This window comes from Enterococcus sp. 6D12_DIV0197 (assembly GCF_002174385.1).
Lineage (GTDB): Bacteria > Bacillota > Bacilli > Lactobacillales > Enterococcaceae > Enterococcus_D > Enterococcus_D casseliflavus.
This window is the reverse complement of sequence record NZ_NIBN01000001.1, coordinates 1620185-1634061: the sequence shown is the minus strand read 5'-3', so window position 1 is coordinate 1634061 and position 13877 is coordinate 1620185. Positions and strand designations below refer to the sequence as shown.

The following is a 13877-nucleotide window of genomic DNA, read 5'->3' as shown; positions in this document are numbered from 1 at the left end:
AGTAACGAATCCAGTAATGAGAACACTCTCGTGTTCCGTTGAGATAATAGTACTCATTCTGAGAAAAAATGTCAACACTTTTTTTGCAAACGTTTTTCTTTTTTCGTTTTCGGCTTCGTTTCACTCTTATTTGAAGTGGATTTTTTACTAATAGTGAGGGGTTTTTCTGTATAAATCCTCTGTAACAGCTTGGGCATTTTTTATCCAACAGCACAACACAAAAAAACCGTAATCTTCGTACATTACGGTCATAGCTAGAAGGATGATGCTTTACAAAAAACGATCAATCACAAAGAATCAAAGAATTGGGGAAGGTCTGGTGCATGACAGACATTCAATGTGACTGACCGCTTTTAGCGATTCATGCGCTTCATGACTTCCACAAACGAAAAGGTGTCTTTGAGAGGGGGAAGCAATCAAATAACCTTTCGATTCTTCAAGATGTTGCTCGATCCTGCGATAAAAACCGCAGAGAGCGAGGAAAATGCTGTTCCTATCATAAAGGAAACAGTCACAAGACTTATCATTGAAAGGTCAACGATAAGGTTTCGCAGAAAAGGCAGTACTAGTTTTTAAATGGGTTGATTTCCCAAGGGCCGAATGGTTCAAATTCCATGAAAAACTACCTCCTTTATTATTTGCTATACCTTATTATATTTGATAACATGTTATTAAAATCACATTGTTCAGAAATGCGTCACAATTAAGGAGGTCCCCCATGAAACAGCAAGGCTCTTTAATCAAAAAACTGCGCACAGATCGCAAAATCTCGCAAGCCAAGCTTGCCGAAGGTATTTCCTCACGTACCACCCTTTCTTCATTCGAAAATCGTAAAACAAACCTCTCTTCACAAACCCTGTTTGACTACTTAGACAAAATGAATATTACGGTTCATGAGTTCAGTCTGTTGATCGACAGCGAAGCCACGGATCAGAAACGTCAGCTGGTGCAAGATTTCTATACCCGTTACTATGAGCGAACACTGACTCTCGACTACTTGACTAGCCTGGAAAAACGCTACTTTGAGACACAAAATTTTTTCTATTATTCTTTGTATGTCCAAGGATTGCTGCTGCTCAACCGTGAAGCATTTCTGATGAATCAAGGAGCTTACACCCAAGAAGTGGAACTGGTAAAGCAATACTTGTTTGATATCGAAACCTGGGGGCGCTTTGAGTTAAATTTATTCTCAAATTTGTTATTTATTTTTGACCAAGAAACAATCAGTTATTACTTAGATCACGGGATCAAAAAAATCCTTCGCTACGCCAATGATCCATTTTATGCAAATCTGTTAAGTGTCGTGATCCTAAACGGCTGTGCCTTTGCCAGCGAAAATAAAGATGCCTATCTGCTTAACAAGTTTCTGCTCTTGTCTGAACCGCTACCCAATACACCCCTCTATTTTTATTTGAAAATCCATCAAGTGCTGTATCAGGAAATATACTCGTATTTGCAATCCGCTCAGTTGAACAAAGAAATTCTAAAAAACACCTTAGTCGTTATTGAACAAGCGGGTTACCAGAACCATAAAGACGATCTCCAACAGTTGCTTGCTGCTGTTACCAATCGTGCGATCTAGCCGCTTATTAAAAGGTCATTTATGTAATGTTATCTATCAAAAAAAGCTGGTCTTCCAACGGATCTCAGCTTTTTCGTCAACGTCATTCTATCCTGCCCACGAAACAACCGCTCGAAATGAAGGGGTCAACATGCGACTTGCTTCTTCTGTCTGCATGGATCAAGAAAAAAACCAGTTAGGTTTTAGACCTAACTGGTTTTGTTTGGCAAAAGCAACGAGCATGCTGCTGCCGATTCATTTGTGTAATTTACTAACCGATTAACGAGATTCTGAAGTCACACCGATGGTTGCCCATGGGTTATGATCGGCGTCAAATGCCCAGGTAAAGTTTGCGACACGATCAGAGATTGGTAAGATTTGATTTCGATACAACGTTGGGATCGCAAAAGCTTCTTCAATCGCATATTCTTGCCATGCATCAAAAGCAGCTTTCCGTGTTGCTTCATCAAAGGAATCGATTGAATCGATCGCAGCTAACAATTCAGTATTTTCATCTGCCTCGAAACGAGTGTAGTTAAATGCTGAATTTGGTCCCCATAAGCTGGTTGGTGATGGATCTGAACCAGTAGACCAAGCAGCTTGGAAGACATCGATATCTGGATCATCGTTTTTCAGCTTGTCGTAGAAGGCTTGGAAATCGATCAAACGACCTGTTGAATATTGAACATCTAAACCGATTTCTTGCCATTGTTGAACATAGTAATCCGCCAATGGTTGGGCAACTTCCCCACCAGACATTGACGCAAAGTTGATGGTCAATTTATTGCCATCTGGATCTTCCCGGAAGCCATCGCCATCCACATCGATGAAGCCAGCGTCATCTAGAAGTTGATTTGCTTTCTCCATATCTAAATGGTATCCTTCGGCATCACTGTTGTGCAACGTACCATAAACAGGTGGGATCAATGTCGAAGCATTTGAACGCAAGCCGTGGTAGAAACGCTCACCGATCGCATCATTGTCGATGGCGTAGCCCATTGCTTGACGTAATGCTTTGTTCGCCATTTTTGCATTTGGATCAAAATCAACACTATTTGTTTCATCATTCCATGAACCTAAACTAAAGCCAAGATACGTGTAAGATTGTTCTGGACGACCTAACATTTGGTAGCCATCCATGTTTTGATACGTATCAAAGGTATCTGTTGGCATTTTTAAGACTAAATCGTATTGCTTCGCATTTAATGCTTCATTGATTGAAGCAGAAGGGACGTTACGCATCACGATTTTTTCTAAGGTCGGTGTATCGCCATAGTAATATTCATTCGGTACATATTCCACCGTTTCACCTGGTACGATATTACTCATTTTGTATGGGCCAAAACCGATTGGATTGGTTCGAACGGGATCACTTGAAGGCATATCTGCTACTTCAATGCCTTCAAAGGCATGTTTCGCTAGTGCAGAATGCCAGATCGCTCCACCGGATTGCTGCATACCTGGATGCATTTCTTTAAACTCGATTTCAACGACTTTGTCGCTGACTGCTGTGATCCCTGAGATCGTATCGGCATCGCCGCTGTGGTATTCTTCCATACCAACGATATTCGTAAAATCATTGTTGTAACGAACGCCATCATAGTCTTGATGTCCGATGACTTCATAAGAGAAGATTACGTCTTCAGCCGTTACATCAACCCCGTCAGACCATTTCAAATCCTCACGCAAAGTGATCGTTGCTTTGTTGTTATCGACATCTAATTCTAAATCAGCTGGTCCACCATTTACAACTCGAAAATCTTCATCTTGTAGGAACAAATATTCATGGCTTGGCAACATGAAGTCACGGTCATAAGCATCCCGATAAAACTCCCATTGAAACAACCCTTGGAATTGCGTATCTGTTACTACCGCAACATCTAAGACGCCCCCATCGATCACTTCATCGTTATTTTCAACTGCAAGCTGCAAATCATTGATATCAAATCCAGCTGCCTCAGTTGATGATTCTTGTGTATCTGTCGAACCTGTTCCACCTCCGTTACTTTGTCCGCAAGCCCCTAAAACAAGCGCTGCCAATAAAGTAATCATGCCAAACTTCGTTTTCTTCATACTCTTCCTCCTTATTTAAATCCCTTCCTCGTGATTCAGTGACCACTCGATCTTCGAATAAAAAAACCAAGCAAACAGTTTTTTTTATCTTAAAATGGCTTTTTTATTAGAAAATCTGAACGAGATTAACTAAATTATAACAATTTTCGTAAAATTCTTTCTGTCAATAATTTCACCGATTGATGAAATTATTGAAAAAAGGGCGATTCTCCTTGATACATCGCCGTTATTTTTATTCGCATTTTCTTAAATTTTTCTTTTTCTCCCTTTTTTTGTTCTCATTTACCTTGTTCTCCCGCTACTTAAAACTGTCAAAAAATACTTTTTTGTCGCTAAAAGGTGTGATACTATGAAAAAAAGGAGCGTTCAATGAAACTATGGCAGATAAACGAGTTTTCTTACAAACAAAATCGAAACCCTTTGCACCTATCTCACAGCTCTTAACCCAGCGCTTGCTTTTGGCGTATAGCATCGTCTTGATCCTCATTGGCTTGTTTGCTTCCCCTCCTCAAGCTTTGTGGCAAGGCTCGCTGGCAATCTTAAATGCCCCCAGCAATTTGATTTCTGATTATTTTGCGATCGGCAATCTTGGAAGCGCCTTTTTAAACAGTGGCTTATTGACATTGATCAGTATCCTCCTCGCGAAAAAGCAAGGAACGATTATTAGTGGACCAATGATCGCTGCTTTTTTTACCATATCTGGCTTTTCTTTTTTTGGAAAAAACATCTTTAACTCGATTCCCATTCCACTGGGTGTCTATTTATACTCTTACATACAGCAACGCCCCGCTACACAATATTCACTGGTTGCCTTATTTGGTAGTGCCGCCTCGCCGGTGATCAGTTACTTAGCATTCGGTTTAGGGTTGCCTTTACCCGTCGGGATCGCTTTTGGTTATGGCATCGGTCTATTGATCGGTTTGGCGCTCCCTCCTCTAGCAGCTCAATTTTTACAATTCCACCAAGGTTTTTCTTTGTATAATATCGGGTTTGCTGCTGGCATCATCACTATGTTTTTCACGAGTTTTTTACGCCTGTTCGACTTAGAAGTCTATTCAAACAAACAGTTGACGACGGAGTATCACTATTACCTGACTGCGTTCTTGCTTCTTCTTTGTCTTGCCATGTTTCTTATCGGGTATCTTCTAAATCAGCGATCCCTCAAAGGCTTGCCTGAGCTTTTTCAAACGTCAGGGAAACTAATGACGGACTATGTCACGATTTTTTCCCTTGGGGTCACGATGATGAACATGGCGATGATGGGGATGTTGATGCTGCTCTTTGTCTTCTTCTTACAAGGCGAACTATCTGGTCCCCTTTTAGGCGCAATACTGACCGTAATTGGTTTCAGTGCATTCGGGAATCACTGGAGAAATAGTTTGCCTGTCATGATTGGGGTGGTTTTAGCAACCAAGGTCGGTTTGACCTCTGATGTCTCGACCTTCAGTTTATTGCTGACAGCGATCTTCGGCACCAGTCTAGCCCCCATCAGTGGGTATTATGGTCCAGTTGCTGGCGTAATCGCTGGGGTGGTCCATGCAGCCTTGGTCACAAATATCACCTATTTACATGGAGGATTGAACTTATACAATAATGGCTTTTCCAGTGGATTTGTCGCGGCAGCAATGGTACCATTGTTAGATGAATACCAGCAAATCAGAAGGCGGAGAAGAAAATGATTGAAAAAGAACGGGCACGGCGAATCGTCGATGAAGTGGTCACCTACTTTTTGTCCCATGACTGTCAAAAGATAATAAGTGAAATGGCCTTTGAAGCAGAGGGGTTTAAAGCAGTTGTGCAAGGTCAATTTCCAGAGCAGCCCTCTGATTTAGAACATTTTATCGACATGCTCAACACACCAAGAGATAGCACGTTAGAAAATTATTATGTGGAGCTGTTAGGCGGTCATCAAACGATCCATGAAGAAAAAGATTACTATCTATTAGGATTAATGATCGACGAAGCCGCCATTATGTATGACGAGGGCCAACTAATCGTTGAACTATTTCGCAAAAAATACAATTGAAAAGCCCTACGCAAAAAACGTTTCTAAGCGGTGACCTTCACCCTTTAGAAACGTTTTTTGTTCGTTTGTCGTGACAAAAATGAAAGTTTATTGATAGATTTTTCACACTACTTTTCAGAAAACCAGCGTTATACTTTCATCATAATAAAAAACGAGGTGACCGATAGATGAAAAAACTTCTGATTGGACTTGCAGCGCTCCTCCTCATAGGGTTCGGCGCATTGCAGGTCGCACAAACCGTCATCATGGGCGGAGACAGCTACTATGTCCAAATCACCACAGATGGTGAAAAGACGACTTCTAAGGATGACAATGGGAATGTCTATACGCAATACCATTACGAATTGCCAGGGTATGATGAGAACGGCAAAAGCAAAACCCTTGATTTCAATGGTTTCCAAGAACGACCATTGCGCAAAGAAGCCTATTTGAAGCTTACTTGGAACGAAAAAAAAGGGGTAACTGGCTATGAAGAAGTCAAAGAAAAAGACATCCCAGCCAAAGCATTAACCCAATTAAAAGGAGCGTAACGCAACGATGGAAAAAATTATTCAAGCAAATGAACTGACCAAAGTATACGGAAAAGCCAACGAAAAACAAACCGAAGCCTTAAAAGGCATCAGCTTTGATATTGAAAAAGGCGAATTCATTGGGATCATGGGGGCTTCTGGTTCAGGGAAATCCACCCTACTAAACATTCTTTCAACTTTGGATCATCCGACAAAAGGTGCCATTCGCATCAACAATAGTGATATCACCAAACTAAAAGGCGATGCCTTGGCAGATTTCCGCAGCCGTGAAATCGGCTTTATTTTCCAAGACTTCAATCTATTAGAAAACTTAACGGCTTCAGAAAACATCGCCGTTCCCCTATCATTACAAGGGGTCAAACCAAAGATCATCCAACAACGGATCAAACGAGTCGCAGAACGCTTGTCCATCACACATATTCTCGACAAATATCCAGCAGCGATCTCTGGTGGACAAAAGCAACGGGTGGCAGCCGCTCGAGCCTTGATCACGGAACCAACGATCCTTTTTGCGGATGAACCGACAGGTGCCTTGGATTCAAAAAGTGCGAAAGATTTATTGAATATGATGGACGACTTGAATACCAATGACCAAGTATCGATTTTATTGGTCACTCATGATCCCCTTTCTGCCAGCTATTGCCAACGTATTTTGTTTATCAAGGACGGAAAGATCCATCAAGAAGTCAAACGTGAGGATCAAAGCCGCGAAGCATTTTACCGCCAGATCCTTGTCATTCTAGGAAACTTGGAACAATAAGGAGGAAGAACACATGCTTTGGAAACTATCACTTACCGGGATCAAAGCTCGGTTGAAGGATTATATCGTCCTCTTTTCTGGTTTAGTCATGGCTTCAGCCATCTTTTATATGTTCGAATCAATGGCGAGCAATGAAGCCTTTTTAAAAAGCAACTCGATCATCAGTATGGTGGTCTTCGTCTTTCGTTTTGGCTCGGTCCTCTTAGGGATCATTACCTTTGCCTACATCTTATACGCCAATTCTTTCTTGATGGCGATGCGCCAAAAGGATTATGCCATGTTTATGATGTTAGGAGCCAAAGGACGAAAGATCGCCCAAATGATTTTTATCGAAACCTTTATGGTAGGTATCGTTGCCACCGCCGTCGGCTCTATCTTAGGGATCGGCTTAGCTAGTGGTGTCAATACTTTGCTAGTCAATCAATTAAACTTGCAGATCACCCATTATGCAGCATTTAGTCCAGAGGCATTGATCGTAACCGTCGTCTTCTTCTCGATTCTCTTTTTGATTGCTGCCATCTTCAATGCACGGGCAATTGCCAAAAAATCGATTTTAGCATTATTACGAGAAACAAGCACGCCGGCACAAGTCAAACAACGACCATTCTTGCTCTTCTTGCAAACGGTCTTAGGAATTTGTTCTTTAGCAGTCGGTTATTATATGATGAGCGACTTGATGAAATTCCAATTGATCGGGATCGGCATCGCCCTAGTCACCATCGTTCTTGGCACATACCTAGTCTTTCGTTCGGTGATCATCGCTCTTTTATCCCTATTAAAGAAGAACGATACGATCGCATTGAAAAAGTTAAACAATTTCACCTTGTCGCAATTAAGCTTTCGGATTCGTGAGTATACCCAGATGCTTTCAATGGTGGCGATGCTTTTTGCTTTAGCATTAGGTGCCTTGACGGTTGGTCTTGGCTTTAAAAACGAGATCCCTATCTTAGCAAAAACTGTTGCCCCTTATGACTTGTATTTGAACAATGCCCAAAACGCCTCTGACGAACAAGTCAACGCGTTAAACCCGACCCTTGATGTGACCTACAGCATGAAAGAAACAGATGACACCATTTATTACGTGAAGGAACAATTCAACGAAAACAACTTGCTCAGCTCCAGTATGGATCAGTTGAGTGTCGATGTCACTTACAACAAGCTGACTGGCGATCAATTAGCTTCTGATGTGACCGCCCAAGACCAATTGCGTAGCTACCTCTTACCAGAACAACGAGGTAAGGAGATCCAAGTCGTGGATCAAACCGCTTTTGGTGCGGTCAATGCGCCGGAAACTAGCTTGCGAATGGTACAAGTCAAAGACTTTCAAGCAAGCTACGATGGTCTGCGTGATTTGGCGCAAGCAAATCAAGACGCAAATTCTTCAGAAACCGCCGATATGAATTTCTCACAACGGGTCTTCGCCTACGACAGCTATAACGGGATTTTCTCTGGTTTTGAATTTATGGGCTTCTTCCTGGGTATCGCCTTCTTGACGATGTTAGCTAGCTGCCTGATGTTCAAAATTCTTTCAGGGGCAAACAGCGACATTCAACGTTACACGATGTTGAAAAAAATCGGTACCCGCACGCGTTTACTGAAAAGCTCGATCCGCAAAGAGATCGGCGTGCTCTTCCTAGTTCCTGGTATCTTAGGAATGATCCATGTCTTGTTCGGTCTAAAAATGTTCACCACCTTGATGATCGATCCGTACCATGACCTATGGCTACCTTTTGGCATCTTTATCGCCCTCTACGCCATTTATTACGTGGTGACCATTGGGTTATACACCAACATTGTTTTAAACCCAAAGAAAAAATAACAATCACACTCTGAATTGCTCAACGCAAAGAGACCATCAAGCCATGAAGGGCATGATGGTCTCTTTCATTTTTCTTGTTTTTTCTCGGACAAAGGGAAGGCAATCTTAGGGTTTGACCCCTAGATGCATCGCCGCCGCACCTCCTGCATAGCTTTTGACTTGCGACACATCAAAGCCAGCTGCCTGAAATTCTCGTTTCAATGCCTCCTTGTCAGGAAAATCACGTGCGGACTCCTGCAGCCAGGAATACTCTTGATAGCTTTTGGCGAACAGTTTGCCAAATAACGGCATGACATGGTGAAAATAAAAAGTAAACAGTTGCCGCCAGCCGATCAGTGTGGGCTGTGATGTTTCGAGACAAACGAGTTTCCCGCTTGGGCGCAGCACCCGATGGATCTCTGCCAAGACTTGTTGGCGATCTGCGACATTTCTCAACCCGAACCCGATCGTCACATAATCAAAGTGCTCGTCTGGAAAGCTTAATGCCATCGCATTGCCAGTCTGCCACTGGATCTGCGTTTGTTGCTTTTTCTGGGCCTTTTCTTTGGCAACCGTTAACATCTCTTCGCTAAAATCAACGCCAGTCACTTGCCCCGTCGGACCGACCGCTTCATTCAACGCAAACGCCCAATCCCCGGTACCGCAGCATAAATCTAATATCTCCGCACCCATTGGTACTGCCATTCGTTTCATGGTGTCCTTGCGCCACCGTTTGTGCAGCTGAAAGGAGATAATACCGTTCATTCGATCATAACGGGAAGCGATCGATTCAAATACATCATGTACTTTGGTTTCTTTGGCTGTTGTTGCCATTGCGGCACGTCCTTTCTTTGTTCCCTTCGTTTTGCTGTTGCTTCACGTGCTTCTGCTTTTTAGTCTAGCACGAAAAAACTTGCGGAACAAAAACCCTGCTTTCTCCTTTTCCTTCAGTCATTTCCCCACCAAAAACAGCCTTTCCTACATAGATCCCCACGTTGTTGACCAAGGCAATTCGGTCAGCAATAAGCGGATCCAGCAGTGAAAGACTGTTCTTCTAGCTTTTAAAACAGGTTATTCACGTTTAATCGATGAAGTCCCAGATATTGTTCCAATAAGAAACACGGTCTGCGCCATTTTCATCTTTGTAGCGCACAGAAATCAAATTGCGGATGTCATGGACAGGAATATCAAGGGTGACAGAATCCGTGACGGGTCTTTGCTGCACGTTGTATGTTCGATAAAAGGTGCCATCCATATAGACGTCAAAGGTACTAAGATTGGAATAAAAAATCTGCAGCTGATTGTTATGAACAGCAAGGTTGATCAACTCACCAGTGACCGCGCGTGTACCTGTCTGCAGCGTGAGACTGTCTTCCCCTACCAGGATGTTTTCCGTCTCTGGCTGATTCCCCGAAACTCTACCGTTGATCGTTACTGGGGTCAGACCGTTCCCAGCAGCTGATTGTTCATCCACCCGAGCAGTCAAGTTCCATTCTATGCGATCTCCAGGTGCGATCGGGCGTTCTAAGTGGATCGTGATACGATCGCCAGAAAGAGTAGCCGAGGCGACATTGTCTTGATACACGAGCGCATCGACATTTAAGAACGTCAATAAATTCGGCGAGATATCTAGCGTCACGACAGCATTTTCAATATCGTCTTTCCCAGAATTTCGTGCATCGTTGCTTTCTACGATCGTCCGCAAGATCAATTGATTGCCGACGGTGATAATGGGATTGCCTTCTTCATCTCGATCAAAGCTTTGCGGTACTCGCAACGTAATCGATGGGTCAGAAGGTCGAATACTGGTGACTTCAAAGGAGAGCGCTGGTGGGAAACGTTCATCGCCAATGGCATCACGATACCCTAAATAGTCCTCATAATCGCTGGCGGACGGATTCGTGCTCCCCAACTGACCATTGGGTTCCGTCGTGGTCGTATCTGGTAACGTTCCTACGAAATCGTCGTAACGATCATTGGCAAAATCTTTCGCATAAAATTCGATATACACATCCTCTTCAGGATCAAGGCGACGTGGTAATTGATACTGCCATGGCACGGAGTTGCCTTGTTCGGCATCAAGCGTAATGACATATGGGTCACCTGAAGCATCACGGATCAATCCTTGCGCGGTACTCGCATAAATGGCGACGCGCTCTTTTGGCTGGTCGTCTTGCGGAGAATGAAAATCCATGATCCCCGAAACTGTTGTCGTCCGTTCATTAAAGACCTGATCCTCTACCACTTGCAGACCAGTCGGTGGTCGTACATCCACGACAACCGCATCAGGCAAAGCGGCAATACTCTCTTCTGTTGCATGAATGAAAATCGAATCGTCAACATCCTCCATCGTTGGGTCTAATCCTCGGTGGGCACGCAGCACTTCAAAACGTTGACCTGTCTTGAAAAAGTCGTCCCGCGTCCATGCGATCACACCATTATGCACCTCACCAAAAACATCGACAGTTGATTTGGAGGAAAGCCATTGCGTTTCAAGCTGGTTGCCTGCTTCGTCCTTCAAAGCAACTTCCACCCAGACCTCATCATCCCAAGCATCGCGAATCGCCCCCGTGTATTCATACGGAACGACCGCTTTGGCATAAAAGGTTTTGTCGGCATTGGTCGGGGTCACTAAGTGCTGGATCATTGGCGGATAATTATTGGCAGAAAATCGCGTGTAGGCATTCCCGCCCCTAAAAGTCGTACTGTTGAACTCATTTGAAAAAGGCTCTCCCGGCTGCGGACTAACGATTTGTGCAAAATTGACATTGCCTAGTTGATAGCTCAATGGATTCCAGAAATTGTCCGGATCACCATCTAGATTCACTCCGTTGCGTTTTTCCCAAACCGCTAGTCCAACACGATTAGACGTAAAGGTACTGTTGCGATTTGTATTTGAGAACGCTTGTCCGCCATTGGGTCGATTGTTTCGAAAATCATAAAAAAGTGGTTCATCAATCACAAAATTGCTTCTTGCGGCCGAACTGATTATTCCGTTATTTGCGCCTAGGGTCCGACCTTCCATTCGAAAGGTCGCGTCTTTTCCAGCTAAGAACTCGGCTTCTCCGCCTTGCATCCAAACAGCAGGACCACGATGTGCATAGATGTGGATTCGACTGTTTTCACCTTGTGCATGAAAGACCGAGGTTCCACTGCCATCAAGAGGAAATTGAATGCCTTGCCGACCAGCCGTATCTGAGCCATTACTGGCAGTAATGGTAGAATCGGCTGACGGATCAAATTCTCGTTCTTCATCATTGTACTGATCAAATACGGCAAAACCTGTTTCATCAATATAGATGCCATCATCTGCCGCAGTCCTGGTGCCTGCATGGTTAAAGATATTCAACTGACCGGCTGACTCCACATAGAATTCGTTGTTCCGCCCGTACATCCGCACTGCAGCCGCATTTCCGTGGTATTTGATGATATTCATTCTCCCTTGGTCGGCAAGCACAAAGGTCTGTTCCCCTACTAAGCGAAACCGCATAACTGAACCATACTCATGATGTTGACCTTCGCCAAACATATTAAACTGCGACCCTTCCCCAGTTACCGTCACATTGCCGCCGAGTTTGGTGGTCGATCCCGCTTTTGAAATTTGATTGACAAAAGCAGTGGTTCCTCTCGGTACACCACTCGTGGGAGCAGGCGCTCTAGAATAGGAGTTTACGACCGCACCACCAGAAATAATCGTACGAGAAAACTTATTTTGCGTTTCATCCCGTTGTCCAATCAAGGAAATGATTGCGCCGTTTGCTCCCGCTAAGTCCATTTGTGATGAGGCATTTAAGACCGTGCCTTCTCCATCGACTTCAAAAATCACCTCGTTAGTACGTCCTTCGAGATTTGCCCAAATTGCTTGCCACTGGACACTATAGAGATCTACTTTGGAACCCTTATTGACCCGAAACGAGGTTGAGATATTATTGTTGTCTGGTCGGAGCCGAAAAATCGGCTGCGTATTTGAGATCTTGACATCCGCCTCATCTGTGATCAAGACACTTTTGACATTAAAGCTGCCAGTATCTGAACTGTTGCCCGCGGCTGGGTTCCTGTGAGCCACCCAATGGAACGTTCCGCGAATCTCGAGATTTCCTTGTTGCAAATAAAGGAAATTATTGCCCGTACTTCCCTCTAGCACACCACTTTTTGCCTCGATATTTTCTATTTTGACCGTCCAAAAAGCTGAGGCTGCCAACGATTGTTGATAGATCAACGCGTTTAATCCTAGATTGTTTCCCTGAAAATCGATCGTCATATTTTTCAACTCAAAGACCGCTGGCTGATGATCATGGGTAGTCGTCAGTTCAAAGAAACGTCCAGTAGGATTCGTGCTATAGTTTGGTGTCCCGTTCGTGTTGAAACGCTTCGGTGTGGTTAAGGTAAAGCCATTCCCATCGATGGACACCGACCGATCCAACGCTGTTAAACGATTGTTGGCCTCATCCGTATAATCAGCGGTAATGTCAGCGAGAAACACGATTTCAGAGATCGATGAATCACTAAAAGCAGCCCGAAGCTCTTGATAGTCCGAAACTTCGGCACGCTCTCCTTGCGTCGCCCGTTCTGAAAGCAGTTCGACTGCCGCTGACTCATTGGTTTCCTGCTGCTGAATGTCTTCTACAGCCTTGTCAGCTTCCAATCGCAAGGCTTGTCGTTCCTCGAGAGAAGGCGGAGCGATTTTTTGCAGCGTCCGGTTTCCCCGCTTTAGAACAAATTCGATGGCGTCTTCTTCTCCTAAAGAGACTGGTAATGCCAAGGACAACGTTTCTTCCGTAGGCGCCACTTCGATTTCCACACCATAAACACCCTCTTGTTCAGCTGGATGCAAGGTCGCTTCTTCCAGCTCAAGCATTTCAAACATTTCTAATGACACCAGCGCTTCATGATTCGCCATCAAGAAAAGCGTCTCGCCCGCAGCTTGTTCCGATTCGATCGTCACTACATATTGTCCTGTTTCTGGGTCAAAGTGACCGGACACTTCATAAGAATTGCCACCATGGATAGCAAAGACCGCATACAAGACAGAAATAACGATAAAGCCCCCTAATGCAGCGGCAGCCAGTTTGATTTTCGAGACAGTCGCCAGAACAGTAAATGATTTCATCTAGGCACCCCTTTCCTTT

The 13877-nt window shown here is 43.9% G+C and carries 10 protein-coding genes; 7 read left to right on the top strand and 3 right to left on the bottom strand.

Annotation, left to right across the window (positions count from 1 at the left end; translation table 11 throughout):
• Positions 1 to 718: 718 nt before the first annotated feature.
• Positions 719 to 1582, top strand: coding sequence for an Rgg/GadR/MutR family transcriptional regulator (locus A5867_RS07400; protein WP_087627271.1), 864 nt, complete (start codon positions 719 to 721; stop codon positions 1580 to 1582).
• Entirely contained in the window at positions 1572 to 1844 is a 273-nt protein-coding gene (locus A5867_RS17800; protein ID WP_140397104.1) for a hypothetical protein, read from the top strand. The genes A5867_RS07400 and A5867_RS17800 overlap by 11 nt, the downstream gene beginning before the upstream one ends.
• Here the strand turns inward: A5867_RS17800 and A5867_RS07395 are convergent.
• Positions 1841 to 3634, bottom strand: a complete 1794-nt coding sequence (locus A5867_RS07395) for an oligopeptide ABC transporter substrate-binding protein (RefSeq protein WP_087627270.1) — start codon at positions 3632 to 3634, stop codon at positions 1841 to 1843. The genes A5867_RS17800 and A5867_RS07395 overlap by 4 nt on opposite strands.
• 377 nt (positions 3635 to 4011) lie before the next feature.
• Here A5867_RS07395 and A5867_RS07390 point away from each other — a divergent pair, with 377 nt between their 5' ends.
• The 5 genes from A5867_RS07390 to A5867_RS07370 all read left to right on the top strand — a co-directional run bounded on the left by A5867_RS07390 (position 4012) and on the right by A5867_RS07370 (position 8769).
• Complete coding sequence (locus A5867_RS07390; protein WP_087627269.1) at positions 4012 to 5313, top strand: DUF1576 domain-containing protein; 1302 nt, start codon at positions 4012 to 4014, stop codon at positions 5311 to 5313.
• A complete protein-coding gene (locus A5867_RS07385) occupies positions 5310 to 5660 on the top strand; it encodes a hypothetical protein (protein WP_005225673.1) in 351 nt (116 codons plus the stop codon). The genes A5867_RS07390 and A5867_RS07385 overlap by 4 nt, the downstream gene beginning before the upstream one ends.
• A gap of 167 nt (positions 5661 to 5827) precedes the next feature.
• Complete coding sequence (locus A5867_RS07380) at positions 5828 to 6190, top strand: YxeA family protein (RefSeq protein WP_010747916.1); 363 nt, start codon at positions 5828 to 5830, stop codon at positions 6188 to 6190.
• A 7-nt stretch (positions 6191 to 6197) separates the two neighbouring features.
• Positions 6198 to 6950, top strand: coding sequence for an ABC transporter ATP-binding protein (locus tag A5867_RS07375; protein WP_005225671.1), 753 nt, complete (start codon positions 6198 to 6200; stop codon positions 6948 to 6950).
• Between the two features lie 13 nt (positions 6951 to 6963).
• Entirely contained in the window at positions 6964 to 8769 is a 1806-nt protein-coding gene (locus A5867_RS07370; RefSeq protein ID WP_087627268.1) for an ABC transporter permease, read from the top strand.
• Between the two features lie 105 nt (positions 8770 to 8874).
• Here A5867_RS07370 and A5867_RS07365 read toward each other — a convergent pair whose 3' ends face one another.
• Together A5867_RS07365 and A5867_RS07360 are read right to left on the bottom strand one after the other, a co-directional pair.
• Positions 8875 to 9582 carry a demethylmenaquinone methyltransferase gene (locus tag A5867_RS07365; protein ID WP_087627267.1) on the bottom strand — a complete coding sequence of 236 codons (708 nt, stop codon included), beginning with the start codon at positions 9580 to 9582 and terminating at the stop codon, positions 8875 to 8877.
• A gap of 247 nt (positions 9583 to 9829) precedes the next feature.
• Complete coding sequence (locus A5867_RS07360) at positions 9830 to 13858, bottom strand: pectate lyase-like adhesive domain-containing protein (protein ID WP_087627266.1); 4029 nt, start codon at positions 13856 to 13858, stop codon at positions 9830 to 9832.
• Positions 13859 to 13877: the final 19 nt, after the last annotated feature.

Excerpts from the sequence above, each read along its gene's own strand:
- A5867_RS07400 (WP_087627271.1), top strand. The coding sequence starts at position 719 with ATGAAACAGCAAGGCTCTTTAATCAAAAAACTGCGCACAGATCGCAAA.
- A5867_RS07395 (WP_087627270.1), bottom strand. The coding sequence starts at position 3,634 with ATGAAGAAAACGAAGTTTGGCATGATTACTTTATTGGCAGCGCTTGTT.
- A5867_RS07390 (WP_087627269.1), top strand. The coding sequence starts at position 4,012 with ATGGCAGATAAACGAGTTTTCTTACAAACAAAATCGAAACCCTTTGCA.
- A5867_RS07385 (WP_005225673.1), top strand. The coding sequence starts at position 5,310 with ATGATTGAAAAAGAACGGGCACGGCGAATCGTCGATGAAGTGGTCACC.
- A5867_RS07380 (WP_010747916.1), top strand. The coding sequence starts at position 5,828 with ATGAAAAAACTTCTGATTGGACTTGCAGCGCTCCTCCTCATAGGGTTC.
- A5867_RS07375 (WP_005225671.1), top strand. The coding sequence starts at position 6,198 with ATGGAAAAAATTATTCAAGCAAATGAACTGACCAAAGTATACGGAAAA.
- A5867_RS07370 (WP_087627268.1), top strand. The coding sequence starts at position 6,964 with ATGCTTTGGAAACTATCACTTACCGGGATCAAAGCTCGGTTGAAGGAT.
- A5867_RS07365 (WP_087627267.1), bottom strand. The coding sequence starts at position 9,582 with ATGGCAACAACAGCCAAAGAAACCAAAGTACATGATGTATTTGAATCG.
- A5867_RS07360 (WP_087627266.1), bottom strand. The coding sequence starts at position 13,858 with ATGAAATCATTTACTGTTCTGGCGACTGTCTCGAAAATCAAACTGGCT.